This window comes from Salmonella enterica subsp. enterica serovar Typhimurium str. LT2 (assembly GCF_000006945.2).
In the GTDB taxonomy this organism is placed as follows: domain Bacteria; phylum Pseudomonadota; class Gammaproteobacteria; order Enterobacterales; family Enterobacteriaceae; genus Salmonella; species Salmonella enterica.
Window position 1 is genome coordinate 1,555,305 of the sequence record NC_003197.2, and the last position, 25,374, is coordinate 1,580,678.

The 25,374-nt window shown below is 53.2% G+C and carries 23 protein-coding genes and 19 other annotated features; of the genes, 8 read left to right on the top strand and 15 right to left on the bottom strand.

Going from position 1 to position 25,374, the window contains the following annotated elements:
* The first annotated feature begins 257 nt into the window (after window positions 1-257).
* Window positions 258-266 (top strand) — a -35 signal (putative -35_signal for pntA; RegulonDB:STMLTH004491).
* Both pntA and pntB read left to right on the top strand, forming a co-directional pair.
* The gene (pntA, locus tag STM1479) for a pyridine nucleotide transhydrogenase, alpha subunit (protein ID NP_460439.1) occupies window positions 258-1,913 on the top strand. Within the gene, window positions 384-1,913 belong to an annotated coding region; the region does not span the whole gene. Its footprint overlaps the feature before it by 9 nt.
* Window positions 282-290 (top strand) — a -10 signal (putative -10_signal for pntA; RegulonDB:STMLTH004491). (Overlaps the previous gene by 9 nt.)
* Window positions 368-373, top strand: a ribosome-binding site (putative RBS for pntA; RegulonDB:STMS1H001699).
* Window positions 1,912-1,917, top strand: a ribosome-binding site (putative RBS for pntB; RegulonDB:STMS1H001700).
* The gene (pntB, locus tag STM1480) for a pyridine nucleotide transhydrogenase, beta subunit (RefSeq protein NP_460440.1) occupies window positions 1,912-3,312 on the top strand. Within the gene, window positions 1,924-3,312 belong to an annotated coding region; the region does not span the whole gene. It overlaps the preceding feature by 6 nt. The genes pntA and pntB overlap by 2 nt, the downstream gene beginning before the upstream one ends.
* Window positions 3,313-3,486: 174 nt before the next feature.
* Here pntB and STM1481 read toward each other — a convergent pair.
* Window positions 3,487-4,532 (bottom strand): putative membrane transport protein gene (locus STM1481; RefSeq protein NP_460441.1). Within the gene, window positions 3,487-4,521 belong to an annotated coding region; the region does not span the whole gene.
* Window positions 4,527-4,532: a ribosome-binding site (putative RBS for STM1481; RegulonDB:STMS1H001701), on the bottom strand. (Overlaps the previous gene by 6 nt.)
* Window positions 4,533-4,925: 393 nt before the next feature.
* Window positions 4,926-4,931 (top strand) — a ribosome-binding site (putative RBS for ydgF; RegulonDB:STMS1H001702).
* Between STM1481 and ydgF the strand changes: the two genes are divergently transcribed.
* Both ydgF and ydgE read left to right on the top strand, forming a co-directional pair.
* The gene (gene ydgF, locus STM1482) for a putative membrane transporter of cations and cationic drugs (protein ID NP_460442.1) occupies window positions 4,926-5,301 on the top strand. Within the gene, window positions 4,939-5,301 belong to an annotated coding region; the region does not span the whole gene. It overlaps the preceding feature by 6 nt.
* Window positions 5,275-5,280 (top strand) — a ribosome-binding site (putative RBS for ydgE; RegulonDB:STMS1H001703). It overlaps the preceding gene by 6 nt.
* Window positions 5,275-5,617 (top strand): putative membrane transporter of cations and cationic drugs gene (ydgE, locus tag STM1483; protein ID NP_460443.1). Within the gene, window positions 5,288-5,617 belong to an annotated coding region; the region does not span the whole gene. The genes ydgF and ydgE overlap by 27 nt, the downstream gene beginning before the upstream one ends.
* A gap of 39 nt (window positions 5,618-5,656) precedes the next feature.
* Here ydgE and STM1484 read toward each other — a convergent pair.
* The 3 genes from STM1484 to ynfM all read right to left on the bottom strand — a co-directional run bounded on the left by STM1484 (window position 5,657) and on the right by ynfM (window position 8,654).
* Window positions 5,657-6,478: a putative protease gene (locus STM1484; RefSeq protein ID NP_460444.1), complete on the bottom strand. Its 822-nt coding sequence runs from the start codon at window positions 6,476-6,478 to the stop codon at window positions 5,657-5,659.
* 268 nt (window positions 6,479-6,746) lie between these two features.
* Window positions 6,747-7,042 (bottom strand): acid shock protein gene (locus tag STM1485; RefSeq protein ID NP_460445.3). Within the gene, window positions 6,747-7,031 belong to an annotated coding region; the region does not span the whole gene.
* Window positions 7,037-7,042 (bottom strand) — a ribosome-binding site (putative RBS for STM1485; RegulonDB:STMS1H001704). Its footprint overlaps the gene before it by 6 nt.
* Window positions 7,043-7,389: 347 nt before the next feature.
* The gene (gene ynfM / locus STM1486; RefSeq protein NP_460446.1) for a putative MFS familty transport protein occupies window positions 7,390-8,654 on the bottom strand. Within the gene, window positions 7,390-8,643 belong to an annotated coding region; the region does not span the whole gene.
* Window positions 8,649-8,654: a ribosome-binding site (putative RBS for ynfM; RegulonDB:STMS1H001705), on the bottom strand. (Overlaps the previous gene by 6 nt.)
* A 108-nt stretch (window positions 8,655-8,762) precedes the next feature.
* On the opposite strand from ynfM, the gene ynfL reads away from it, so the two are divergent.
* From ynfL to ynfK, 3 genes are all read left to right on the top strand, one after another.
* Window positions 8,763-9,662 (top strand): putative LysR family transcriptional regulator, encoded by a 900-nt coding sequence (gene ynfL / locus STM1487; RefSeq protein ID NP_460447.1) that lies wholly within the window; start codon window positions 8,763-8,765, stop codon window positions 9,660-9,662.
* Window positions 9,663-9,776: 114 nt separating this feature from the next.
* Window positions 9,777-9,782 (top strand) — a ribosome-binding site (putative RBS for mlc; RegulonDB:STMS1H001706).
* Window positions 9,777-11,010 (top strand): transcriptional repressor of ptsG and ptsHI gene (mlc, locus tag STM1488; protein ID NP_460448.1). Within the gene, window positions 9,790-11,010 belong to an annotated coding region; the region does not span the whole gene. (Overlaps the previous feature by 6 nt.)
* Window positions 11,011-11,123: 113 nt before the next feature.
* Window positions 11,124-11,129: a ribosome-binding site (putative RBS for ynfK; RegulonDB:STMS1H001707), on the top strand.
* Window positions 11,124-11,831, top strand: a protein-coding gene (ynfK, locus tag STM1489) for a putative dethiobiotin synthase (protein NP_460449.1). Within the gene, window positions 11,136-11,831 belong to an annotated coding region; the region does not span the whole gene. (Overlaps the previous feature by 6 nt.)
* Here ynfK and STM1490 read toward each other — a convergent pair.
* From STM1490 to ynfD, 11 genes are all read right to left on the bottom strand, one after another.
* Entirely contained in the window at window positions 11,787-13,076 is a 1,290-nt protein-coding gene (locus STM1490) for a putative chloride channel protein (protein NP_460450.3), read from the bottom strand. The genes ynfK and STM1490 overlap by 45 nt on opposite strands.
* A 135-nt stretch (window positions 13,077-13,211) precedes the next feature.
* The gene (locus STM1491; RefSeq protein ID NP_460451.1) for an ABC-type proline/glycine betaine transport system occupies window positions 13,212-14,366 on the bottom strand. Within the gene, window positions 13,212-14,360 belong to an annotated coding region; the region does not span the whole gene.
* Window positions 14,360-15,014 (bottom strand): putative binding-protein-dependent transport system gene (locus STM1492; protein NP_460452.1). Within the gene, window positions 14,360-15,007 belong to an annotated coding region; the region does not span the whole gene. Before STM1492 ends, STM1491 begins: the two co-directional genes overlap by 7 nt.
* Window positions 14,361-14,366, bottom strand: a ribosome-binding site (putative RBS for STM1491; RegulonDB:STMS1H001708). (Overlaps the previous gene by 6 nt.)
* Window positions 15,009-15,014 (bottom strand) — a ribosome-binding site (putative RBS for STM1492; RegulonDB:STMS1H001709). (Lies within the gene STM1492.)
* Window positions 15,015-15,016: 2 nt before the next feature.
* Window positions 15,017-15,926, bottom strand: a protein-coding gene (locus STM1493) for a putative periplasmic component (protein ID NP_460453.1). Within the gene, window positions 15,017-15,919 belong to an annotated coding region; the region does not span the whole gene.
* Window positions 15,921-15,926 (bottom strand) — a ribosome-binding site (putative RBS for STM1493; RegulonDB:STMS1H001710). It overlaps the preceding gene by 6 nt.
* Before the next feature lie 21 nt (window positions 15,927-15,947).
* Window positions 15,948-16,664 (bottom strand): ABC-type transport system protein gene (locus STM1494; RefSeq protein NP_460454.1). Within the gene, window positions 15,948-16,658 belong to an annotated coding region; the region does not span the whole gene.
* Window positions 16,659-16,664, bottom strand: a ribosome-binding site (putative RBS for STM1494; RegulonDB:STMS1H001711). (Overlaps the previous gene by 6 nt.)
* 298 nt (window positions 16,665-16,962) lie before the next feature.
* Entirely contained in the window at window positions 16,963-17,577 is a 615-nt protein-coding gene (gene ynfI, locus STM1495) for a putative component of anaerobic dehydrogenases (RefSeq protein NP_460455.1), read from the bottom strand.
* Between the two features lie 42 nt (window positions 17,578-17,619).
* The gene (locus tag STM1496; protein NP_460456.1) for a putative dimethylsulfoxide reductase occupies window positions 17,620-18,490 on the bottom strand. Within the gene, window positions 17,620-18,477 belong to an annotated coding region; the region does not span the whole gene.
* Window positions 18,479-19,108 (bottom strand): putative dimethyl sulfoxide reductase gene (locus STM1497; RefSeq protein NP_460457.1). Within the gene, window positions 18,479-19,096 belong to an annotated coding region; the region does not span the whole gene. The genes STM1496 and STM1497 overlap by 12 nt, the downstream gene beginning before the upstream one ends.
* Window positions 18,485-18,490, bottom strand: a ribosome-binding site (putative RBS for STM1496; RegulonDB:STMS1H001712). (Overlaps the previous gene by 6 nt.)
* Window positions 19,103-19,108 (bottom strand) — a ribosome-binding site (putative RBS for STM1497; RegulonDB:STMS1H001713). (Lies within the gene STM1497.)
* Window positions 19,107-21,542, bottom strand: a complete 2,436-nt coding sequence (locus tag STM1498) for a putative dimethyl sulfoxide reductase (RefSeq protein ID NP_460458.1) — start codon at window positions 21,540-21,542, stop codon at window positions 19,107-19,109. Before STM1498 ends, STM1497 begins: the two co-directional genes overlap by 2 nt.
* 98 nt (window positions 21,543-21,640) lie before the next feature.
* The gene (locus tag STM1499; RefSeq protein ID NP_460459.1) for a putative dimethyl sulfoxide reductase, chain A1 occupies window positions 21,641-24,091 on the bottom strand. Within the gene, window positions 21,641-24,082 belong to an annotated coding region; the region does not span the whole gene.
* Window positions 24,086-24,091, bottom strand: a ribosome-binding site (putative RBS for STM1499; RegulonDB:STMS1H001714). (Overlaps the previous gene by 6 nt.)
* Before the next feature lie 144 nt (window positions 24,092-24,235).
* Window positions 24,236-24,553 (bottom strand): putative outer membrane protein gene (gene ynfD / locus STM1500; protein NP_460460.1). Within the gene, window positions 24,236-24,544 belong to an annotated coding region; the region does not span the whole gene.
* Window positions 24,548-24,553 (bottom strand) — a ribosome-binding site (putative RBS for ynfD; RegulonDB:STMS1H001715). (Overlaps the previous gene by 6 nt.)
* Before the next feature lie 85 nt (window positions 24,554-24,638).
* Here ynfD and ynfC point away from each other — a divergent pair.
* Complete coding sequence (gene ynfC / locus STM1501) at window positions 24,639-25,358, top strand: putative inner membrane lipoprotein (protein NP_460461.3); 720 nt, start codon at window positions 24,639-24,641, stop codon at window positions 25,356-25,358.
* The last annotated feature ends 16 nt before the right edge of the window (window positions 25,359-25,374 follow it).

Below are 25,374 nucleotides of genomic sequence, written 5' to 3' on the forward strand. Positions count from 1 at the left end.
TTGCCGATATGTCGAAAAAAACGGCGTCCGGGCGGCTAAGCTAATGAAGCGCATAAATTTAATAAGTTAATTTAATGTTAATTTCTTGATCGCGCCAGGGGTTTAATGATGTTTTGCTGTCAAATTTGAGCGAATTATCAGCCCTCGCAGGCCATTTTCAAGGCATTATGGCTGCTTAGCGGCTGAATCGTTCATGTTTTGCAAATTTGATAAAAAATTCTGTTTTTTGGCGCTAGATCACAGGCGTTATTTTCAGTAGGTTATAGAGAGTTTGTAACGGTTTTATTCTGCTGGGGTAACATTTACCTCAAACGCGGGCAGGCGTACGCTTCTCGCGCTTACTGACAAACCATCATCAAAAATATCGATGGAAGGGAACATTTATGCGAATTGGCATACCAAAAGAGCGGTTACCCAATGAAACCCGTGTCGCTGCGACGCCGAAAACGGTAGAGCAGCTACTGAAGCTGGGGTTTAGCGTCGCTATCGAAAGCGGGGCGGGTCAACTGGCAAGTTTTGACGACAAAGCGTTTGCGCAGGCTGGCGCGGATATTGTAGACGGCAATGCTATCTGGCAGTCGGAAATTATTCTCAAGGTTAATGCGCCTGAAGAAGAGGAAATCGCTTTACTGAACCCCGGAACTACGCTGGTCAGTTTTATCTGGCCTGCGCAAAATCCTGGGTTAATGGAGAAACTTGCCGAACGTAAGGTTACGGTGATGGCGATGGACTCCGTGCCGCGTATTTCCCGCGCGCAGTCGCTCGACGCGTTAAGCTCAATGGCGAATATCGCGGGTTATCGCGCCATTGTAGAGGCCGCGCATGAATTTGGGCGCTTCTTTACCGGGCAAATCACCGCCGCCGGGAAAGTGCCGCCGGCGAAGGTGATGGTGATTGGCGCGGGCGTAGCCGGTCTTGCGGCTATCGGCGCGGCAAACAGCCTGGGGGCGATTGTCCGCGCGTTTGACACTCGTCCTGAAGTCAAAGAGCAGGTCCAGAGTATGGGGGCTGAGTTCCTCGAACTGGATTTTAAAGAGGAAGCCGGTAGCGGCGATGGTTACGCCAAAGTGATGTCCGAGGCGTTTATCAAAGCGGAAATGGCGCTCTTTGCCGCCCAGGCCAAAGAGGTCGATATCATCGTTACCACCGCGTTGATTCCGGGCAAACCAGCGCCGAAGCTGATTACCCGCGATATGGTCGATTCTATGAAGGCCGGCAGCGTGATTGTCGACCTGGCCGCGCAGAATGGCGGTAACTGCGAATATACCGTCGCCAATCAGGTTGTGACGACGGACAATGGCGTGAAAGTAATTGGCTACACCGATCTACCGGGGCGTTTGCCGACGCAGTCATCCCAACTTTATGGCACCAACCTGGTTAATCTGCTGAAGCTGCTGTGCAAAGAGAAAGACGGCAATATTGACGTGGATTTTGACGATGTCGTGATCCGTGGCGTGACGGTGATTCGCGACGGCGACATTACCTGGCCTGCGCCGCCAATCCAGGTTTCCGCGCAGCCACAGGCCGCGCCTAAAGCAGCACCTGCGCCAAAAGAGCCGGAAAAGCCCACTTCACCCTGGCGGAAGTATGCGTTAATGGCGCTGGCGATCATTCTTTTTGGCTGGCTGGCCGATGTCGCGCCAAAAGAGTTCCTCGGCCATTTTACCGTGTTTGCGCTCGCCTGCGTGGTTGGTTATTACGTGGTGTGGAACGTGTCTCATGCGCTTCATACGCCATTAATGTCGGTGACCAACGCAATTTCAGGGATTATTGTTGTCGGGGCATTATTGCAAATTGGTCAGGGCGGCTGGGTCAGCTTCCTGAGCTTTATCGCGGTGCTTATCGCCAGCATTAATATTTTCGGTGGCTTCACCGTGACTCAGCGTATGCTGAAAATGTTCCGGAAAAACTAAGGGGTAACACATGTCTGGAGGATTAGTTACAGCTGCATACATTGTTGCCGCGATCCTGTTTATTTTCAGTCTTGCCGGGCTTTCAAAGCATGAAACGTCCCGCCAGGGGAATAACTTCGGTATTGCCGGGATGGCGATCGCGTTGCTGGCGACCATTTTCGGGCCGGATACCGGCAACGTGGCATGGATTCTGGTCGCCATGATTATTGGCGGCGCGATTGGCATCCGCATGGCGAAAAAAGTTGAGATGACCGAGATGCCGGAGCTGGTCGCGATTCTGCACAGTTTCGTGGGCCTGGCGGCGGTACTGGTTGGCTTTAACAGCTATCTGTACCATGACGCCAGTCTGGCGCCGGTGCTGGTGAATATTCATCTGACCGAAGTCTTCCTCGGTATCTTTATTGGCGCAGTCACTTTCACTGGATCGATCGTAGCGTTTGGTAAACTGCGCGGCAAAATCTCTTCTAAGCCGTTGATGTTGCCTAACCGTCACAAAATGAACCTGGCGGCGCTGGTTGTTTCTTTCCTGTTGCTGCTGGTTTTTGTTCGTACCGAAAGCGTGGGTCTACAGGTTCTGGCGCTACTGCTGATGACCATTATCGCGCTGGCGTTTGGTTGGCATCTGGTCGCTTCTATCGGCGGGGCGGACATGCCGGTGGTTGTTTCAATGCTGAACTCCTATTCCGGTTGGGCTGCCGCGGCGGCTGGCTTCATGTTGAGCAACGATTTGCTGATTGTGACCGGCGCGCTGGTCGGTTCGTCAGGCGCGATCCTGTCTTACATTATGTGTAAAGCGATGAACCGCTCTTTCATCAGCGTTATTGCTGGTGGGTTCGGTACTGACGGCTCCTCAACGGGCGACGATCAGGAAGCTGGCGAACATCGCGAAATCACGGCGGAAGAGACCGCTGAGATGCTGAAAAACTCCCACTCCGTCATTATTACGCCGGGGTATGGGATGGCGGTAGCGCAGGCGCAGTATCCGGTGGCGGAAATCACCGAAAAACTGCGCGCGCGCGGGATCAACGTGCGTTTCGGCATTCATCCGGTGGCGGGTCGCCTGCCGGGGCATATGAACGTGCTGTTGGCGGAGGCGAAAGTGCCTTATGACATCGTGCTGGAGATGGACGAGATCAATGATGATTTCGCCGATACCGATACCGTGCTGGTGATTGGCGCGAACGATACGGTGAACCCGGCGGCGCAAGACGATCCCCGCAGCCCGATCGCCGGTATGCCGGTTCTCGAAGTGTGGAAAGCACAGAATGTCGTGGTCTTTAAGCGTTCAATGAATACCGGTTATGCTGGTGTGCAGAACCCGCTGTTCTTTAAAGAGAATACGCAAATGCTGTTTGGCGATGCCAAAGCCAGCGTGGATGCGATTCTGAAAGCGCTTTAATCTTTTAAACGTGCGGCGGCCTCTTCGGAGGCCGTTTTTATACACTTCATCCTTTACGCTGCCTCTTTGTTGGCTGCACTCAGAAACCCCGGTCACATCGTTATCTATGCTCCCGGGGATTTCTTCCCTTGCCGCCGCGATGCATCTTGAATGATTTTGTGTATGTATTGCATTTTATCTTTTGTTTAAATCGCTAAGCAGAACGGCGATACTCTGCCCGCCGGTGGTCTGTTCGAGGGCGATTTTGACAATGATGGTTAACGGAACGGAGAGCAACATGCCCACCGGACCTAATAACCAGCCCCAGAAAATTAACGACAAAAATACCACTAAGGTTGAAAGACCTAAACCACGTCCCATGATTCGTGGCTCAAGGATATTGCCGAAGACCAGATTAATCAGCAGATAGCCTGCCAGCACCAGCAGCGCATCATAAAACCCGTTAAATACCAGCACCTGAATAATGGGTGGCAGGGCAGCGAGCACCGATCCAATATTAGGAATATAGTTCAGCGCGAAGGCCAGTAGACCCCAGACAAAGGCGAAGCGGACATCCAGCGCGGCCAGCATTCCCCATGCGACCAGCCCCGTCACGATACTGATCGCTGTTTTTAACACCAGATAATGGGAAACGCTATCAAGCGCGCGTTGAATTGCCGCCATACCTTCTACCGGGCGGCTCATCATCTGCTGCAGTTTTTCAGGCAGTTGTGGAACCTCCAACAGCATAAATACCACGGTCAATAGCAATAAAAAGATGGATGACATGGCATTGGACAGTTGGGTGAGCAGGTTCGTTACCAGAGTCATGGCGGCGTTTGGATCGATATATTTCGCCAGCTCATCAACCGACACGCCAATGCCAGCTCGCTGCAACCACGGTTCAATACGTTGCAACGGTATCACCAATGAGGAGCGATATTGCGGTAGGGTACGAGCCAGTTCATTTAATGATGTCCCCAAATAGGCCAGTAGTAGTACCATTAACATAACAATAATCACAATGAGCAATGATACGGCGATAACGCGCGGAATTCGGCATCGGGTCATCCGTTGCACAACGGGATTGAGAACGACTGCAATAAATAACGCCAAAATAAAGGGAACAATGATATCTGCGGCGAAGCGGATACCGCTCAGAATAACTACCAGCATTCCCAGCATAATGACGATTTTTAGACCATTGAGCGTGATGATCGGTTTTGCCATATCAGTCCCTGTTTTCTGATGCCGACACGAATAATAATGTGATGTCGGTCGACCTGTTCTGGTTAAAATCAAACACTTCAGGTAAAGAAGTGAAAATATTTTGAGTTAATTCCTGGCTTATGATACAAATCAGGCGTGTTCAACTACCGAGGACAATTATCATCCGCGATGACGAGAAGCAACACTGCGGATAATTGTAATATTATGGACAATATGTTCAGCGCTTTTTTCTCCACGCAAACGCATCTTCACTCTACCTCCTTTTTCCTGCTTATCGGCGAGCAGCACTGGCGTAACGCACTTTAGTCTCTCACTTCTGCCTGAGCTGGCGCAATGCGCTGTGCTAACTGATTTTATTTTTTAGTTTGCTGCGTGCAGCAGACTCGAAAGAGTATATTCTCATGCAGGAGAAGTGTCATGTTTTACTGGATTTTATTAGCTCTGGCTATCGCGACTGAAATTACCGGCACGCTCTCAATGAAATGGGCTAGTGTGGGTAATGGCAATGCGGGTTTTATTTTAATGCTGGTGATGATCACGCTGTCATATATATTTCTTTCTTTTGCGGTAAAAAAGATTGCCCTGGGTGTAGCGTATGCCTTATGGGAAGGGATCGGCATTTTATTTATTACCATTTTTAGCGTGCTGCTATTTGATGAAGCATTATCAACCATGAAGATTGCCGGCTTGCTGACGCTGGTCGCCGGCATCGTATTGATCAAATCAGGGACGCGTAAACCCGGCAAACCGGTGAAGGAGGCGACTCGTGCAACAATTTGAATGGATACACGGCGCCTGGCTTGGGCTGGCAATAATGCTGGAAATCGCGGCTAACGTTCTGTTGAAATTTTCGGACGGCTTTCGCCGTAAATGCTATGGCATCTTATCGCTTGCCGCTGTTCTGGCCGCCTTCAGCGCGCTTTCCCAGGCGGTAAAAGGGATAGACCTGTCGGTGGCGTATGCGCTATGGGGCGGTTTTGGTATTGCCGCTACGCTGGCGGCGGGCTGGGTGCTCTTCGGCCAGCGCTTAAATCCCAAAGGCTGGGTTGGCGTGATATTGCTGCTCGCCGGAATGGTCATGATCAAATTTGCCTGAGACGATCGCTGCCGGTTGGTTCAGGCAGCGATTCCCGCATTAATCCTGCGCCAGAGCTTTCAGCTTATCGCGAAAGCCGGTGACGGATATAGCGCGGTTATCGGCGCGCCAGCGATCTTTAGCCGCAGGGGCGGAGCTTTGTACGCCAATAAGCTGCCATCCGCTATCCGTGTGCAATAAGAGCGGCGAGCCGCTGTCGCCAGGTAACGTGTCGCACTGGTGTGAGAGTACGGCATTCTGCGCCCAGCCGGTCACGACGCAATCCTGATGGGAATAGAGCGCATTCAGATGATCTTCCGGATAACCGGACTGCGTGACTTTTCGGTCTGCGGCTTTCAACGCCGCAGTGAGCGCCGCTTTATCGCCGGTAAATAAAGGCACTGGCGTGATACCGGAAGGTGGGTAGCGCAATATTACCAGACCAAAATCCCAGCTTGCCGCGGCAGGCGGCACAATCCAGCCATCGCCATCCGCTTTCAGGCGTCGGCCCAGCGACGGTTCAACGCGGCCTTCAATGCCGTGGATTTCATAGCGCCATACTCCTTTTCGCGCCACAAAACGCAGCGCAACCGCCTTGTCTGGTTTTCCTTTCGGTGGCGTTAGCAGGCAGTGACCTGCTGTCAGGGCGATATGCGGGGAGATAAGCGTTGCCGTACACAAATTACCGCTGGCGGTCTCTAGTTGCCCGATGGCATCCCACGGCGATTGGGTAGGATCGGCGACGGGCACCCGATCATCATGGTTAAAAAAAAGCGTTTTAACGTCGCTGGCATCCGTGGCGTCTGTTTCAGCCCCCCCGGCTTTCGCCATAACCGGTAAAAAACACACTATGCCCAGTAATACAGCAATGGTTTTATGCATATCACACTCTGGTGGGTAATTATGATTATTAACAACAAACCCTCAGTACTACTATAGACGTGACGGTAAGAAAGTGGGAGTAAAATCAGATAACTACACTCAGGAAAGATAGAAATGCGTGGCAATAACGGCGCATAAAATAAGCACGATAAGAATGAGCTCAAAGCGGTAGCGAGACACTTTTTTGCCCTCCCGGAAGGCGGCGCTAAACCAGAACAATTTAGCGCCGTAAAAACGGGCGCGGGGGCGCGCCGCAGCATGTTACGACTTACGCAGCCGGTTGAGTAGTTGGTTTTGACGTGGTTTTGGCTGGCGCTTTACCACCTTTTTTCTGGTGCTTTTTAGCCGCCTGCGCTTTTTGCTCAACGGTTTTCTTATGCTGTTTTTTGTGGTGCTGGGTGGTCTGGGTTGTTTTGGCAGGCGCTGCGGTTTTCGCAGGCGTTGCAGTCTCAGCCGCGAATGCTGCGGAAGAGAGACCCATTGCAGCGGCAACAACCAGAGCTAATACTTTTTTCATTTTGATACCCTCGATTTGGTTTTCATTCAACCCCACTGCGGGGCCGGTGAAATGACTATATCGCTGTTATCAAAAGGCTTCCGTGAGTGATTGGTTTCGGCATGTAACGTTATGTACAATCCCCCGGTAACGCGATGTCAGCCCCCACCATAATAGGTAGCTTTACGTTACCGGCCGTTATTTTTGGTCGCAGAGTCGGTAATATCCGCCATCCAGAATAACAGGCACACCGTATATGAATCCGATAATCTGGGTGGTATTTACGCTTCTGGCGCTGGATGCAATCAGAGAAGTTATGGGCGTATCAAGCTTGACAGGTCTGTGGTGAACAGTGAATCGTGGCGTGAAACCAGCCCGGCGATAGCGCACGTTGCTATCGCCGGATTATTTCTTTTCAGGCGTGAAGACGATGATGTAACCGCGTCCCGACCAGGATGGCCAGCACCAGCATTAGCGCGATAAAACCACCTACGCCGTTCCAGCCGTAACTATGCCAGAATACGCCGCCTAGCGTCCCGGCAATACTGGACCCCAGATAATAGCTGAAAAGATAAAGTGACGAGGCCTGTCCCTTCGCCCGGCGCGCACGCGGGCCAATCCAACTACTGGCCACGGAGTGCGCGGCGAAAAAGCCGGCGGAAAAAAGCAGCATCCCGGCAAAAATCAGCCAAAGCGAGGTAAAAAGCGTCAGTAAAAGCCCACCCAGCATTACTGCGGTAGAGAACAGCATCACCGGCCCCCGGCCATAGCGTGAGGTCATTGCGCCAGCTTTCGGCGAGCTCCATGTGCCGGTGAGATAGGCTACGGATAACAGTCCGACCACGGCCTGGCTTAATTCCCAGGGGGAGAGCATCAGGCGATAGCCAATGTAGTTAAACAGGGTGACGAACGCGCCCATCAGTAAAAAGCCTTCCGCAAACAGCAGAGGTAACCCTCGATCGCGCCAGTGGAGACGAAAATTAATAAATAGCGTTTTAGGCCGTAGCGACGTGGGACGGAAATGTTGCGAGGCGGGTAAAATCTTCCAGAACATCAGCGCGGACGCCAGCGCAAAGCATCCGATGGCCGCCAGCGCGATGCGCCAGTTAAAAAAGTCGGTCATGACGCCGCTTAATAAACGTCCGCTCATTCCGCCGATGGAATTACCGCTAATGTAGAGCCCCATAGAGAAAGCGACAAAGCTGGGATGGATTTCTTCGCTCAGGTAGGTCATTCCCACCGCGGCGACGCCGCTTAACGACAGACCGATCAGCGCGCGCATAATCAGAATACCATGCCAGCTGGTCATCATGGTTGATAACAATGTGCAGCAGGAGGCTAATAACAAGGCGGTGACCATCACCGGTTTACGGCCTATCGCATCAGAAAGCGGGCCGGTAAAAAGTAAGCCGATAGCCAGCATGGCGGTAGAAATAGAAAGTGAAACGCTGCTGCTGGCGGGGGAGACGCCAAACTCCTGGGAAAGTACCGGTAGTATAGGCTGAACGCAATAAAGGAGCGCAAAAGTCGCCAGGCCCGCGGAAAAAAGGGCCAGCGTGACGCGCATGAAAGGCGCTGTACCGCGTTTAATAAATTGAACCGGCTGAGAATGGCGTTGTTCATCGATATCGCTCGCCGTGGCGTCATCGAGAATAGTTGTACGACTCACGTTAAATCCTTGCTTTACATCTCCGTCAACAGGAGACGGGTATAACCGACATGTAAAGCATAGAAAAAGCAAAATATTCTGTCTAATATATTAATTGTCTCAAATAAGACGTTAAAAATATGAATATCGAATTACGTCATTTACGTTACTTTGTGGCGGTAGCAGAAGAGCTGCATTTTGGTCGCGCCGCCGCGCGCCTCAATATCTCGCAGCCGCCGCTGAGTCAGCAGATACAAATTCTGGAGCAGCAGGTCGGCGCGCGATTACTGGCGCGGACCAACCGCAGCGTAGCGTTAACCGCCGCCGGGCGACAGTTTCTGGTGGATAGCCGACACATCCTGAGTCTGGTAAACGACGCCGCCGCTCGCGCCGAGCGGTTGCATCAGGGCGAAGCGGGTGAAATCCGTATTGGCTTTACGTCTTCAGCGCCTTTTATTCGGGCGGTATCGCATACCTTTTCGCTGTTCCGCCAGTCCTATCCGGGAGTGCATATGCAAACGCGTGAAATGAATACGCGTGAGCAAATCGCGCCGCTCAACGAAGGCGTACTGGATATTGGCTTGCTGCGGAATACGCCGCTGCCCGACACACTTAATCGCGAGGTGATTTTGCATGAGCCGCTTATGGCCATGATCCCGCGCGAACATCGGCTGGCGCAAAAGCCGGTCGTCAGTCTGACAGAACTGGCGGAAGAACCTTTCGTCTTTTTCGACCCACATGTCGGGACGGGCCTCTACGACGATATTCTCGGCCTGATGCGGCGCTATAACCTGTCGCCGACCATCACGCAGGAGGTTGGCGAGGCAATGACCATTATCGGTCTGGTGGCGGCGGGGCTGGGCGTCTCGATTCTGCCGGCATCCTTTAAGCGTGTACAGATGAGCGAGATGCGCTGGGTTCCCCTGGCAGAAGAGGACGCCGTATCTGAAATGTGGCTGGTATGGCCAAAGCATCATGAACAGAGTCATGCCGTACAGCGGTTTTGCCAACTGCTATTACTGGCTGCCCGACGGGATTAATTACGCTTAAAAAGGGTGAAAATGTGCAGTTAATCACACGGCTAAGCAAAAAGTTGACGGCGAGTATTGAAGTGTTTCACCATAGCACACAGATTATTTCGGAGCGCGAAAATAAAGGGAGTGAGCGGTGGTTGCTGATAGTCAGCCTGGGCATATCGATCAAATTAAGCAGACCAATGCTGGCGCAGTGTATCGCCTGATTGATCAGCTCGGACCGGTATCGCGAATTGACCTGTCTCGTCTGGCGCAGTTGGCGCCTGCCAGTATTACGAAAATTGTTCGCGAAATGCTGGAAGCGCATTTGGTTCAGGAACTTGAAATTAAAGAGGCGGGCAGTCGTGGACGTCCCGCCGTCGGGCTGATGGTGGAAACGGAAGCCTGGCACTATTTATCTATTCGTATTAGCCGTGGCGAAATTTTCCTTGCACTGCGCGATCTTAGCAGCAAACTGGTGGTAGAAGAGTGTCTGCCGCTGCCGTTAACCGAAGCCACGCCGTTGCTTGAGCGAATTATTACGCACGTTGATCGGTTTTTTACCCGCCATCAGCAGAAACTGGAGCGTCTGACATCCATTGCCATTACGTTACCGGGCATTATCGATACCGAAAACGGCGTTGTGCACCGGATGCCGTATTACGAAGATGTCAAAGAGATGCCTTTGGGAGATTCGCTGGAGCGGCACACTGGCGTACCGGTTTACATTCAGCATGATATTAGCGCCTGGACGATGGCAGAGGCGCTTTTTGGCGCTTCACGCGGCGCGCGCGACGTTATCCAGGTGGTGATTGATCATAATGTGGGGGCGGGCGTTATCACCGACGGTCATTTGCTTCATGCGGGTAGTAGCAGTCTGGTAGAGATTGGGCATACCCAGGTCGATCCTTATGGTAAGCGCTGTTATTGCGGTAATCATGGCTGTCTGGAGACCATCGCCAGCGTCGATAGCGTGCTGGAACTTACGCAGCTTCGGCTTAATCAGTCGATGAGTTCAATGTTGCACGGCCAGCCGTTAACGGTAGATTCACTGTGTCAGGCGGCGATGCAGGGAGATCTATTAGCAAAAGATATTATTAGCGGCGTTGGCGCGCATGTCGGACGCATTCTGGCTATCATGGTGAATTTATTTAATCCGCAAAAAATTCTTATTGGTTCGCCGCTAAGTAAAGCGGCTGATATCCTTTTTCCGGCCATTGCTGACAGTATCCGTCAACAGGCGCTGCCCGCCTACAGCAGGAATACGGTTGTGGAAAGCACGCAGTTTACCAACCAGGGCACGATGGCCGGGGCGGCGTTGGTAAAAGACGCGATGTATAACGGCTCTTTGTTGATTCGTCTATTACAGGGTTAACATTTTTTAACTGTTGTACAAAAATTTGCGCTAACTCAAGCTGATTGCCCTTGCCATATCTTAGACTTTCTCCACTGTATTATTTTCCTGGCTTATATTTTCGAAGCATAACGGTGGAGTTAGTGATGCTGAAGCGTTTCTTTATTACAGGTACAGACACTTCTGTTGGGAAGACGGTGGTTTCCCGCGCATTACTACAAGCGTTAGCGTCGAGTGGTAAGAGCGTTGCAGGGTATAAACCTGTCGCTAAAGGGAGCAAAGAGACTGCAGAAGGGATGCGCAACAAAGATGCGCTGGTATTGCAAAGCGTCTCTTCGCTGGAGTTGCCGTATGAGGCGATTAATCCGATCGCGTTAAGCGAAGAAGAAAGCAGCGTCGCGCATAGCTGTCCTATAAATTACACCTTGCTGTCCAACGGTCTGGCGAGCCTGAGCGATAAAGTGGACCACGTGGTTGTGGAGGGTACTGGCGGCTGGCGTAGTTTGATGAATGATTTACGTCCATTGTCTGAATGGGTGGTACAGGAACAGTTACCGGTATTGATGGTGGTAGGGATTCAGGAGGGGTGCATTAATCATGCGCTACTGACTGCGCAAGCTGTCGCTAATGATGGACTGCCCTTAATTGGCTGGGTGGCGAATCGTATCAATCCTGGCCTGGCGCATTATGCTGAAATTATTGATGTGCTTGGGAAAAAACTGCCAGCGCCGCTGATTGGCGAGCTACCGTACCTGCCGCGCGCCGAGCAGCGTGAGCTGGGGCAGTATATTCGTTTGTCAATGCTCGGCAGCGTGCTGGCGGTAGATAGAATCATGGCGTAACGTTCGCGAGAGCACTGACGCGACTACACAGGCAATCAGCAGACCGGGGAGTAACTGATACTCGCCGGTCATTTCACAAATCATCAGGGTGGACATTATCGGCGCATGGGTTGTCGCCGCCAGTAGCGTCGCCATACCCGCCAGCCCCAATAAAATCGCTATTTCATCCGAGCCTGGCAGCCAGAATCCCCATATCCGACCCAGAAACATTCCAATGGATAATCCGACAAATAATGTTGGCGTAAAGACGCCGCCCGGCGCGCCAGACCCGCTGCTGGCGAGCACCGCCAGGATTTTGCACACAAAAATTCCGCCAATCAGCGAGAATAGCGGCGGGGAGAGCAAAAATGATTGTACGACGCTATAGCCGTTTCCCCATACCGTGGGCGTGAGTAACGACAGTAATCCGACAATAAGCCCGCCCAACGCCAGTTGCCAGGGCGGGGACAGTTTTAAACGTAAGAAACTATTATGGCTGGCCGTCATCAGCCACATCAGCAATGGGCCGCACAGACCGGCGACCAGGCCGGTACTGACTATCATGACGTACTCCCGCGCGTGGAGATCAACGGTCAGATGTACGGTATAGAGTAGTGAATCGCTACCGTTTAATACATGGGTGGTTAGCAGGGCGACGACGGCGGAAACGACAACCGGGCCGAGGGAAGCCAGCATTAAGGTACCGAACAGGATCTCCGCGATAAACAGACTGCCCGCCAGCGGCGCATGGTAAGCGCCCGCCATGCCCGCAGCGGCGCCGCTGGCGATCCATAATTTCCATTCCTCACGCGGCGTGAAGCGTCGGGCAAAGCTGGACGCCGCCAGCGCGGCGAGGAGGATCATTGCGCCTTCGCGACCAATTGCGCTGCCGCTGACCACGACCAGCAGCGAGGCCAGCGATTTCACCAGACTGGCGCCAACGTCAAATTGCCCGTCGGTTTGCAATGCTTCCATATAGTCAGTGGGCGCATGGGGGCGCTGTTGGTTCATTTTTTGCCACCCCCACAGCAACAGACCAGCGGCCAGGCCGCCAAGCGCCGGCGTAATCAGCCGTCGCCAGGGCGAAAGCCCCTCAGCCGCATTCACCAGACTGCCGGTGTCATTACTCAGGAAAATCCACTCCAGCAATTGCATCGCATGACGGAAGGCGGCGACAGCCAGCGCCGCGAGAATACCGATGAGCGTAGCGATCAGCAGGCGACGAAACATCGCGCGCAGATCCGGGTAAGCGTGTAAACGATGCATGAGCGGGTAAACAGGGAGTTTCAGGATAGCCTATTCTGCGGGGAAATGGCGTCAGACGCAAAAGCACTATGTGCGATATAATATTGCGTACAATAATGATACTGCCGGATAGCGAGAGGCTATCCGGCGGCAACGTTAGCTGTTTTCGTGAATATTTAGCGCCCGACGCGTGCGGCCTGAGCTGAGATAGTCGGCGATGTAATCCTGAGAGATTTCACCGTTATAGCGTCCGTCTTCATCAACGATCGGCATCCAGCTGGTATTACTTTCGTACAATCTGGACAGCACAATACGCAGGTTATCTTCCGCTTTGCCCGTAATACGGAAAGGATGGGTGATATCGGCGCAGATTCCGCTGGCGTTCCGCGCTTCCCGGCGCTTCACAAATCCCAGTGGCTTACCGTCGTTGTCAATGACGGTAATGGCGCGAATATCGTGATCATCCATAATGCCGAACGCCTCGCTTAACGGCGTGGAAGGCCGCGCGGTAATGGTTGGCTGTTGGTCGGTCACATCGCCTGCGGAGACCAGTAGCAAACGCTTTAACGTTCTGTCCTGACCGACAAACGACCCGACAAACTCGTTAGCCGGTTTGGCCAGCAGTTCATCAGGACTGGCGCACTGTACAATTCGCCCCTGACGGAACACGGCGATACGGTCGCCGAGCTTTAGCGCTTCGTCGATATCATGGCTGACCAGCATCACGGTCTTTTTTAGCTTACGCTGCATATCCAGAAACTGGTTCTGGATCACTTCGCGGTTAATGGGGTCCACCGCGCCGAAGGGCTCATCCATCAGCAGTACCGGCGGATCGGCGGCCAGAGCGCGGATCACGCCAATACGCTGTTGCTGTCCCCCGGACATCTCCTTTGGATAGCGATGCAGAAATTTTCTGGCATCCAGCGCCACCATGTCCATCAACTCTTCGGCGCGTTGCTTGCAGCGTGCTTTGTCCCAACCCAACATGCGCGGCACAACGGTAATATTTTCTTCAATCGTCATATTAGGAAACAGGCCGATTTGTTGGATAACATACCCAATATTGCGGCGTAGCGTTACCGCATCCATATCGTTGGTATTCTCGCCGTTGATAAGAATATTACCGCTGCTGGGCGCGATCAGCCGGTTGATCATCTTTAACGTGGTGGTTTTGCCGCAGCCGGAGGGACCGAGTAAGACGCACATTTCGCCTTCCGGCACGTTCAGGTTGACGTTGTCGACGGCTTTTAGCGGCTGACCCTTTTTCTGTACAAATTGTTTGGTGAGATTTTCCAGTTTTATCATTATCGTATCCCCTTCGGTGTCAGTACGACTTGCAGACGATGCAACAGCCAGTCAAGTACAATTGCCAGTAGACAGATCATCAGCGCGCCGGCAATTAACATGCGAATATCACTGCCGCTAATGCCGTTTAACAGTAGCAGCCCCAGACCGCCGGCGCCGATCACCGCGGCAATCGCCATCACGCCGATATTCATCACTACCGCGGTGCGGATACCCCCGAAAATAACCGGTAGGGCCATTGGGATTTCGACCCAGCGCAGCCGTTGCCAGAAAGTCATACCGATGCCGCGTCCCGCTTCACGCAGACCGGGCGGCAAACTATCAAGCGCAGTATGGGTATTACGGACAATCGGCAGTAAAGAGTAGAGAAAAACGGCCGTCACGGCGGGCAGAACGCCAATACCATGTCCGATCAGCGAAAAGAGCGGGATCATTAATCCAAACAGCGCGATAGACGGAATGGTAAGAAGTAGCGTGGCGGCGCCCAATACCGGCGTTGCCAGCCATTTGTGGCGTACAATCAAAACGCCTAACGGTACGCCGATGATAATCGCCAGACCGACGGCCAGCGCGACCAGCCAGAGATGCTGAAAGGTAAGGCTGGCGAGATAGCCTGCGTTATCCAGCATATAATGTATCGTATCCATAGTCGCTCCTTACAGCAGACCTTTGTCCTGCAAAAATTGATGGGCTACCTGTTGCGGCGTGCGATGCTCGATATCGACCTGAGCGTTTAGGGTCGATATCACATCGTTATTGAGCAGGCCGGAAAGGGTGTTTAAGGCGTCATCAAGGCCAGGATTGGCTTCCAGCACCTCTTTACGCACCACGGGCGTGACAGCGTAACTTGGAAAGAAGCCTTTATCATCTTCCAGCACTTTCAGATCAAACCCTTTCACCCGTCCGTCGGTGGTATAGACCAGCCCGGCGTCAACCAGCCCATCCCGAACGGCGTTATAGACCAGCCCTGGGTCCATCTGTCGTATTTGCGGGCGATCGAGCTGCATCTGGTAGGCTTGCTGAAGGGGCTTCATTCCGTCGCTGCGCCCGGCAAATTCCAGATCGAGGCCGAGCATCCAGTTGTGGTCAGGATCGTTCTGCCGGACCTGTTCGATTTTTGCCACCATTTGCGAGATGGTGGTGATATTTTCCGACTCGGCGCGTTTGCGCTGCATCGCGAACGCGTAAGTATTGTTCATGTCAGCCGGTTTGAGCCATACCAGGCCCAGCTTCGCATCCAGGCGTTTTACCGTGTCGTAGGTTTCCTGTGGACTCATGCGCTTATCGATACGGTTGAAAATAATCAGCGATGTACCGGTGTATTCCCAGGTAATATCAATTTGTTTATTCACCATCGCATTACGTGAAATCACCGCGGCGATATTGGTTTGCGGCTGAACCTGAAAGCCTTTCTTCTGCAAATACTGAACGGTCATAGCGGAAAGAATATGCTGTTCGGTAAAGCTTTTGGTGGCGAGAACCAGCGGCGCGGCCTGCGTCTGGCTACTGAACAACAGCGTTGCGGCAAGCCATCCCAACAGGTGTTTTTTGAATCTCATTTAACGCTCCTTATTGTTATTTATGCGTTCAGACGGTATGAGGGCTAAGGCGTCGCCCAAACCAGGCAAGCAGAGTGTCAAGAATCAGCGCGAATAACGCCGTGGCCGTTGCGCCGAGGATCAACGTCGGAAAATCGTTGAGATAAATTCCCGGGAAAATCAGCTCGCCGTAGCTGCTGGCGCCGATCAGAAAGGCCAGCGGCGCGGTGCCGACATTGATGGCGGTCGCGATGCGAATACCGGACAGCATCACTGGCCACGCATTAGGTAGCTCTACCTGGCGAAGCCGCTGCCATTTTGTCATCCCAATCCCGTTCGCCGCTTCAATCAGTGAGGCGGGAACGGAACAGAGGCCCGCATAGGTATTGCGGACGATAGGCAGAAGGGAGGCCAGAAATAGCGCGACAATGGCGGGCGTATCGCCGATCCCGATAATCACCATCGCTAAGGCCAGAACGGCCAGCGGCGGCAAGGTATTACCAACATTAAAGATTTGCATGACATATTCAGCAAATCCTTTTGCCGCAGGTCGGCTGAGTAAAATCCCGCTCGGGATACCGACCAGTAAAGCAAAAAACATGGACGTAAAGACCAGCATCAAATGCCGTTGTCCGAGATACAGCAGATCGACCTGACGCGCTTTCAGCGTCTCCAGACCGATTCCCCAGATAAACAGCGCCAGTAACAGCAAAATGACGATAGTGAACCCAAGTACACGTTTTAGGGTGAGGGTGTGCATTGCGGTGTGTCTCCCTGTTTGCATGTGTTATGGCGACGTTAAGAGTCGCGTGTTGTTATGCCATGTTCCGGCAGGGTGCTTTGAGCTATAGCAACAGGTTGGGAAGGATTCCAGCGAAGCGTGATGTTTAACACTATTAAACATCTATTAACAATTATGCTTTGCCCTTATGCGGCTTAGGGTGAACATTCACGATAAAGAATTATCTTAAAAATAGAAGCGCGGTGTGACGTTGTCACTTTTTGTAGATAAAAATAGGCCGTAATGAGAGAAAAGGCAGGTAAAATCCTGCCTTTTGTGGGGATTAACGGAATAACGGTTTTACAGCGACGGGAATAATGAGTTGAGCTTGCCATTGCGCCAGCGTCAGACGCGCCAGTTGCCCCAACGCCTGATAAAACGGATGCCCGGCATGATCGATAAATACGTCCAGAAAGCGGGACGACCACGGAAACAGATGCCAGGCCAGGAGTTGTTCGCATTCATGATGACGGTCGTTCTCGGCAAGCCAGGCCGCCAGTAGCAACAGCGACCCAAAATGATCTTCTGGCTCGTTTTGCTGCATTTCAAACTGAATTCCGTTTTCGCGCATCCACTGACGTAGCGCCAATGTAGAATCGCCAAATAATACGCTCTCACGATCCAGCCAGACGGAACCCCACGGCGGAGACGGCAGAGCGTAAGGGCCGATAAACAGACGCTGCCAGGCCTGTGGCAACGACTCTTCGCTGTGGGTCTTAAACATAGCCGCCACAGGCGCAAGCGCCTCGGCATCAAGCGGCCACTGCGCCTGCCAGTCGTCGTTTAATAGCGCCTGGACCAGAGGAGCGGTTTCGTGGCTTTCCGGCGAATAATAAAACAACGCGCCAAGAACACGCGCCGTTACTGCAAAATCATCACGTTGTAAAAAAGTGGTCATTCAAACAATCCCGAAAGGTGCGGGTCGCCCCGCACGCATAAATTAACCTGCGACGGCCATACCTACGGTCATATGCAGGCCATAAAAAAGTCCGCGGCCAATAATTTCGCCTGCCAGCACCAGCACGACACCGAGCAGCAAACCAACGGTATGCGGTTCGCGGCGACGGATTAGCGGACATAGCCAGCAGCCTAATCCGGCAGCAAGCAAGACAATGCGCCAGACCTGTAGCATACCGTAATCCGGTGCGAGATGGCTGGCCTGTTGCACGGAACTGTGAATGGTTGAGAGAGACAGTCCTTGTAGTACGATGACCGTCACGCACACCACCAATGCCAGGCCGCTAATACTGGCAAACGTCACGCTGCAAAATGGGACGCGCGCGATGCGTAGCAGTAACGCCGCAAACACCGGGCCGCACAGGAATGCCGTGAGGAAAAAGGCCAGCGTGGTGTAGCCATTATACCAGGTTGGCACGGTATCTATCTGATAAACGAGCGTCATTGCCCAGATGAATGCAACGCCGAGCGCCATACTGACCAGCAGCCACACTTTACCCAGCGCCGGGGGCATTTTACCGAGTACCGCCACCAGCCACCAGATGCCGCCTACGGCAAAGAACACCGATCCTGCGGCGATTTCATTACTCAGTGCGGAAGCGCCTACGCGGTTAAGCGAGTTAAACGCGCGCATCGGCGAGCCGAGATGCATAATCGACGCGAGGAATCCCAGTCCCATCACCAGCCACAGAAAAAACATGCTGCGCACGATGCGCTGACGGGCGATGGTATCGTCTTTTGCCGTCAGCCAGCCCAGTCCGCTAACGATTAACGCGCCGACCACGCACTGACCAAAGACCGTGAAGATCATCAACGGCCATTCATGCCATCCACTTCCCATCTTATACCTCCTTCGGATTGGCCAGATAACCGGTAGTGTCCCCGGTCGGGCGGCTGTTGGCGTTGGGTTTAATCACAATATTCGGCTTCGTGAAATGCGCGCGCGGCAACGGCGCGACGGCAGCCAGCTCACCGTGTTTTTTACGCAGTTCGTCTATCGGGCCAAAGTCCAGTGCCCGCAGCGGGCAGGACTCCACGCAAATCGGTTTCTTGCCGTCAGCGACACGGTCATAACAGCCGTCGCACTTGGTCATATGACCTTTGGCCGCGTTGTACTGCGGCGCGCCGTACGGGCAGGCCATGTGGCAGTAGCGGCAGCCGATACAGACCTCTTCGTTCACCACCACAAAACCGTCATCGCGCTTGTGCATCGCGCCGCTCGGGCAGACTTTGGTACAGGCCGGGTCTTCGCAGTGGTTGCATGAAATGGAGAGATAATAGGCAAAGACGTTCTGGTGCCAGACGCCGTTATCTTCCTGCCAGTCACCGCCCGCATACTCATAAATGCGGCGGAAGCTGACGTCGGGAGTGAGATCTTTGTAGTCCTTGCAGGCCAGTTCGCAGGTTTTGCAACCGGTGCAACGACTGGAATCAATAAAAAATCCATACTGGGTTGTCATCGGTTACTCCTTACGCCTTTTCAACCTGAACAAGATTACTGTGTGACGGATTACCTTTCGCCAGTGGGGAAGGCCGGTGCGACGTCAGAATGTTAATGGAGCCGCCGCGATCGACTTTGTCGCCAAACATGTCGGCATTTAACCAGGCGCCCTGGCCGATAGCGGTGACGCCGGGCAATATGCGCGGCGTGACTTTTGCCGGAATGAGCATCTCTCCATTCTGGTTAAAGACCCGCACGGTGTCGCCATGCTGAATGCCGCGCGCTTGCGCATCAATCGGGTTGATCCAGATCTCCTGCGGACACGCCTGTTGCAGGATGTCGATATTGCCGTAGCTGGAGTGGGTACGCGCTTTATAGTGGAAGCCGGTTAGCTGTAGCGGGTAGCGCTGACGAAGCGGATCGTCCCAACCGTCAAAGCCTGGCGTATAGGCGGGTAAAGGATGGATAATCTCATCTTTCTTCAGCTCCCACGTGTTGGCGAGGGTTGCCAGACGCTCGGAATAGATTTCGATTTTACCGGACGGCGTTTTCAGTGGGTTGGCGGCAGGGTCTTCGCGGAAGGCGCGGAAAGCGACGTAGTGCTCCTCCGGGCATTTTTTCTTGAAAATCCCTGTCTGTTTCATCTCTTCGTAATCCGGCATTTCCGGGTTACGCGCTTTGGTTTTTGCGTGCAGGTATTTGACCCACTCATGCTGCGTGCGGCCTTCTGTGAAGGTCTGGTATACGTCCGGACCAAGCCGTTTAGCCACTTCACTGAGCGTCCAGTAAATGGGCTTTCTTTCAAATTTCGGCGAGGTGGCGGGCTGACCAAGAATGACATAGCCCATATTGCCTGCGGATTCGTGGGAAATCAGATCTTCCTGCTCGGTCGGCATTAAATCAGGCAGCAGAATGTCGCAATATTTTGCCGACGCGGTCATAAAGTGCTCGATGCCGACGATCATTTCACATTTACTGTCGTCCTGAAGCACCTCGTGGGTGTGGGCGATGTCGCCATGCTGATTGATCAGCGTATTACTGGCGTAGCACCACAAAAATTTGATCGGCACGTCGAGCTTGTCTTTTCCCCGCACGCCGTCGCGTGTGGCGGTCATTTCCGCGCCATGATCGATAGCGTCGGTCCAGGTAAAGACCGAAATCTGGGTTTTTACCGGGTTCTCCAGCATAGAAAACCATTCGACGCCCAGATCCCAGGTGCCTTCGCGCACGCCGGAATTACCGCCATTTATGCCGACGTTACCGGTGAGTACAGACAGCATGGCGATTGCGCGTGCGGTCTGCTCCCCGTTAGAGTGGCGTTGCGGTCCCCAGCCCTGGCAAATGTAAGCCGGTTTCGCCGAGCCGATTTCCCGCGCCAGTTGAATGATTTTTTCCGCCGGAATACTGGTAATCTGCGCGGCCCATTGCGGCGTTTTAGCAATACCGTCGTCGCCCTGACCCAAAATATAGGCTTTATAGTGCGCGTTACGCGGGGCCGAGGCGGGCAGAGTGGTTTCGTCGTAGCCGATGCAGTATTTATCCAGAAACGGTTTATCAATAAGATCTTCGGTAATCAGCACCCAGGCGATTGCCGCCGCCAGCGCGCCATCGGTACCTGGGCGAATCGGCAGCCACTCGTCTTCTCGGCCAGCGGCAGTGTCGTTATAACGCGGGTCAATGACGATCATCCGGGCGTTGGAGCGCTCGCGCGCCTGTTCGACATAGTATGTCACGCCGCCGCCGCTCATACGTGTTTCCGCGGGATTATTGCCAAACATCACCACCAGTTTTGTATTGGCGATATCATCCGGACTGTTGCCGTCATTGCCGCCGAACATATAGCTCATGGCCGCGCTGATTTGGGCGGTGCTGTAGCTACCGTAACGGCTGAGATAGCCGCCGCAGGCGTTCATCAGGCGATACGGTACGTTAGAATTGGTAATATTGCCGCCGTCCACGCCGGTACCGTAAAGCACATGTACCGCTTCGTTGCCGTAGTCCTTGAGGATACGTTTCAGGTTATCGCCGATGGTATCCAACGCTTCATCCCAACTGATACGTTCGAATTTGCCTTCTCCTCGTTTACCAACGCGTTTCATCGGATATTTCAGGCGATCGGGATGATTCATCCGGCGACGAATAGAACGGCCGCGCAGGCAGGCGCGTACCTGATGGTTGCCATATTCATCGTTGCCCGTGGTATCTGATTCAACCCAATATACGGTGTCATCTTTTACGTGCAGGCGCAGCAGGCAGCGGCTGCCGCAGTTAACGGTACATGAACTCCAGACCGCTTTTTCTGCCACATTGCCGGATGCGAGGTCTGCTGCGGCGTGTGCGATGCGGGAGAACGGAAGGGTGAAAGCGCTACTGGCAAGCGCAAGGCTACCGATAGCGGAGGTTTTCACCAGGCTTCGTCGGCTGAGACTGGCCGCCATTAATGCCTCAGGGTTGGTGATTTTCATAACAGCTCACTATGCTCATCCAAAAAAGAGTTTTAAATGTCGTTGTGTTCGCAAAACGGGGAGCTCCGGGCGCGTAAAAACGTCCCGGAGCAGGCGGCTTAGATTTTTTCGATTTCCACCAGATTTGTATGTTGAGGATTCCCTTTTGCCAGGGGGGAAGGACGCAGCGTCGTGAGCGTATTGATGCAGGCGCCGTGGTCAATTTTATCGCCAGCCATATCCGCATTATGCCATGCGCCCTGACCCATCGCGCTGACGCCCGGCAGAATACGCGGCGTGACTTTGGCGGGTAGACGCACCTCTCCACGATCGTTAAAGACGCGAACCTTATCGCCATTCGCGATACCGCGTTTTTGCGCATCGAGCGGATTTATCCACACCTCCTGGCGACAGGCGGCCTGCAGAACATCAATATTGCCGTAGCTTGAATGGGTACGGGATTTATAGTGAAAGCCAAACAGCTGTAGCGGGAAGGTGCTCCGCTTCGGATCGTCCCATCCTTCAAAAGTAGGGGTATAAATCGGCAGTGGGCTTATCACGTCGCCTTCCGCCAGCTCCCAGGTACTGGCGATGTGAGCGAGTTTGCTTGAGTAGATTTCGATTTTACCGGACGGCGTTTTTAACGGATTGGCCTGCGGATCTTCACGAAATTTTTTATAGGCGACAAAGTGGCCGTTGGGATCTTTGCGTTTATAGATGCCCATTTTTTTCAGATCGTCATACGCGGGCAATGCCGGATCTCTTGCCTGCATTTTGGCGTACAGATATTGCAGCCATTGCGCCTGTGTACGGCCTTCGGTAAACCGCTGATACACATCGTCGCCGAGGCGTCTGGCGATTTCGCTGAGTACCCAGTAGATGGGCTTGCGCTCGAACTTAGGCGTCGTCGCCGGTTGGATAAAAATCAGATATCCCATATTGCCGGCGTAATCATTGGGGATGATATCCTCCTGTTCGACGGTCATGAGATCCGGCAGTAAAATATCAGCGTACTTCGCGGAAGAGGTCATAAAGTTGTCGATGACCACAATCATTTCGCATTTCGCTTCATCCTGAAGAATTTCATGGGTTTTATTAATATCCGAATGCTGATTAATCAGGGTGTTGCCAGCGTAGTTCCATAGAAATTTGATCGGGACATCCAGCTTATCTTTGCCGCGTACGCCGTCGCGCAGGGCGGTCATTTCCGGGCCGCGCGCAATGGCGTCCGTCCAGCTAAAGCAGGAGATGGCGGTTTTAACGGGATTCTCCAGGACCGGCAGACGTTCAATGGTAATGGTGTAAGTGGATTCGCGTGCGCCGCTATTACCGCCATGAATGCCGACGTTGCCGGTCAGAATCGGTAACATGGCGATGGCGCGAGCGGTTTGTTCGCCGTTCGCCTGACGCTGCGGGCCCCAACCCTGACAGATGTAGGCCGGCTTGACGCTGCCTATCTCGCGCGCCAGTTTGATAATCCGATCGGCGGGGATGCCGGTAATATGCGATGCCCACTGCGGCGTTTTGGCGATACCGTCCTCGCCCTGACCCAAAATATAAGCCTTATAATGGCCATTGGGGGGCGCGTCAGCCGGAAGGGTCTTTTCATCGTAGCCGATGCAATAGTTATCGAGAAAAGGCTGGTCAACGAGATTTTCGTTAATCAATACCCAGGCAATTCCCGCCACCAGCGCGGCATCGGTGCCGGGGCGAATCGGTATCCACTCGTCTTCACGTCCGGCAGCGGTATCGGTATAGCGCGGATCTATTACGATCATGCGCGCATTTGAGCGTTCACGCGCTTGCTCCAGAAACCAGGTAATGCCGCCGCCGCTCATGCGTGTTTCAGCCGGATTATTGCCGAACATGACCACCAGTTTACTGTTTTCGATATCAGATGTGCTGTTGCCGTCGTTGGAACCATAGGTGTAGGGCATGGCGCAAGAAATTTGCGCGGTACTGTATGAGCCGTATTGATTCAACGAACCGCCGTAGCAGTTCATCAAACGCTTCACCGGCGAGGCGGCAGGCGACGAGCGGGTTATGTTGCCGCCTACGATGCCGGATGAATAGTGGATATAAACGGCTTCATTGCCGTAGGTCTCTACGGTCTTTTTCAGGCTGGCGCTAATGGTGTCCAGTGCTTCCTGCCAGCTAATGCGTTCAAATTTGCCTTCGCCGCGGCGGCCAACGCGTTTCATGGGATAGTTAAGGCGATCCGGATGGTTAATACGCCGACGGATTGAACGGCCCCGCAGGCAGGCGCGAACCTGATGATTGCCGTAGACATCGTCGCCAGTGTTATCAGTTTCAACCCACCAGACTTCATTATCTTTTACATGCAGACGCAGGGCGCAGCGACTGCCGCAGTTGACCGAACAGGCGCCCCAGACGATTTTATCTTCTTCGTTGCGCATAGCCTGCTGCACCGCCGCGGCCGCGGTACGCATCCCAAACGGTAAAGATACGCCTCCGGCAGCCAGCGCCAGTGAGCCAAGCGCCGCTGATTTCACTAACGTCCTGCGGCTAACGCCTGTTTGTTGCTTTTCTCCGGGCATCACTCACTCCATTGTCGTTATTATTTCGCTATATATTGATAACTATAACGAAATTATTAACATGCTAATGATGTAATGAGTTTACCCCTTTGGGAGTAAGGATTATTAATCCATGTCAAAGAGCGTTACCCTCCGGACCCGGAGGGCAGGAGGAGGTTATTGCGGTTCGGCGGATGAACCGTCCTGAGCGGGAGAGGTATTGGCTGGCGCATTGCCGCTGCTGGTGCGGGTATAAAGAATTTTATGCGTGTCGTTCGCGCAATGGCCCACCACCTGTGAGTCCGGCTGATCGGCCTGGTCGTTAGGAACGATAGTGAGCGTAAAATTATCCGCCGGCACGCCGTTATTGATGATACGTTGTTCAATATCGCTTTTTACTCTCTCGCACGATCCCGGTGCCGCCATCACCAGCGAGGGGGCGCTAACTAACGCCAGAGCGGCTATTGCAGTTGCGATTTTCATCATGAACTCCTGTGATTAATGACGATGTTCTAAGCTTAGCATTTTTCGTGTAAATAACTGTATTTGCTAATATGATGATAAATATCTTTTCATCCTGGTGATACGTGTGAAGAAACCCCTTTTACTGACGTTATTGTGCATGATACTGGCAGGTTGTGATAACCCGAAATCCCTTGAGTCTTTTACGCCGGAAATGGCCAGTTTTTCGAACGAATTTGATTTTGATCCATTACGTGGTCCGGTAAAGGATTTCAGCCAGACATTGATGAGTGAGAATGGCGAAGTGGCGAAGCAGGTCACCGGTACGCTTTCACAGGAAGGCTGTTTTGATACGCTTGAGTTACACGATCTGGAGAATAATACGGGGCTGGCACTCGTGCTGGATGCCAATTATTACCGGGATGCTCAGACGCTGGAAAAAAAGGTGCAGTTACAGGGGAAGTGCCAGCTGGCGGCGTTGCCTTCGGCGGGCGTGACCTGGGAAACGGACGACAACGGTTTTGTGGTATCGGCGACGGGCAAAGAGATGAAGGTCGAGTACCGCTATGATAGCGAAGGCTATCCGTTAGGTAAGACAACCATAAACTCGCAGAATACGCTCTCTGTGACGGCAAAACCCTCCGCGGACCCGCGTAAAAAGCTGGATTATACGGCAGTCAGCCGGGTGGATGATCGACAGGTCGGCAACGTCACACAGAGCTGCGAATATGATGCGTACGCGAACCCTGTTGACTGCCGGCTTGTTATCGTCGATGAGAGCGTTAAGCCGGCAGTGTCCCACCATTACACCATTAAAAATCGTATCGATTACTACTAAACCGGGCGCGGTGCGA

What these genes read in the sequence shown, in the direction of transcription:
- STM1481 (NP_460441.1), bottom strand. Translation starts at nt 4,521, where the DNA reads ATGGCAAAACCGATCATCACGCTCAATGGTCTAAAAATCGTCATTATG.
- STM1492 (NP_460452.1), bottom strand. Translation starts at nt 15,007, where the DNA reads ATGGATACGATACATTATATGCTGGATAACGCAGGCTATCTCGCCAGC.
- STM1493 (NP_460453.1), bottom strand. Translation starts at nt 15,919, where the DNA reads ATGAGATTCAAAAAACACCTGTTGGGATGGCTTGCCGCAACGCTGTTG.
- ynfL (NP_460447.1), top strand. Translation starts at nt 8,763, where the DNA reads ATGAATATCGAATTACGTCATTTACGTTACTTTGTGGCGGTAGCAGAA.
- STM1484 (NP_460444.1), bottom strand. Translation starts at nt 6,478, where the DNA reads ATGCATAAAACCATTGCTGTATTACTGGGCATAGTGTGTTTTTTACCG.
- STM1494 (NP_460454.1), bottom strand. Translation starts at nt 16,658, where the DNA reads ATGCACACCCTCACCCTAAAACGTGTACTTGGGTTCACTATCGTCATT.
- pntA (NP_460439.1), top strand. Translation starts at nt 384, where the DNA reads ATGCGAATTGGCATACCAAAAGAGCGGTTACCCAATGAAACCCGTGTC.
- ynfI (NP_460455.1), bottom strand. Translation starts at nt 17,577, where the DNA reads ATGACCACTTTTTTACAACGTGATGATTTTGCAGTAACGGCGCGTGTT.
- STM1491 (NP_460451.1), bottom strand. Translation starts at nt 14,360, where the DNA reads ATGATAAAACTGGAAAATCTCACCAAACAATTTGTACAGAAAAAGGGT.
- ynfD (NP_460460.1), bottom strand. Translation starts at nt 24,544, where the DNA reads ATGATGAAAATCGCAACTGCAATAGCCGCTCTGGCGTTAGTTAGCGCC.
- STM1497 (NP_460457.1), bottom strand. Translation starts at nt 19,096, where the DNA reads ATGACAACCCAGTATGGATTTTTTATTGATTCCAGTCGTTGCACCGGT.
- STM1498 (NP_460458.1), bottom strand. Translation starts at nt 21,542, where the DNA reads ATGAAAATCACCAACCCTGAGGCATTAATGGCGGCCAGTCTCAGCCGA.
- STM1490 (NP_460450.3), bottom strand. Translation starts at nt 13,076, where the DNA reads ATGCATCGTTTACACGCTTACCCGGATCTGCGCGCGATGTTTCGTCGC.
- ynfK (NP_460449.1), top strand. Translation starts at nt 11,136, where the DNA reads ATGCTGAAGCGTTTCTTTATTACAGGTACAGACACTTCTGTTGGGAAG.
- ydgF (NP_460442.1), top strand. Translation starts at nt 4,939, where the DNA reads ATGTTTTACTGGATTTTATTAGCTCTGGCTATCGCGACTGAAATTACC.
- STM1496 (NP_460456.1), bottom strand. Translation starts at nt 18,477, where the DNA reads ATGGGAAGTGGATGGCATGAATGGCCGTTGATGATCTTCACGGTCTTT.
- pntB (NP_460440.1), top strand. Translation starts at nt 1,924, where the DNA reads ATGTCTGGAGGATTAGTTACAGCTGCATACATTGTTGCCGCGATCCTG.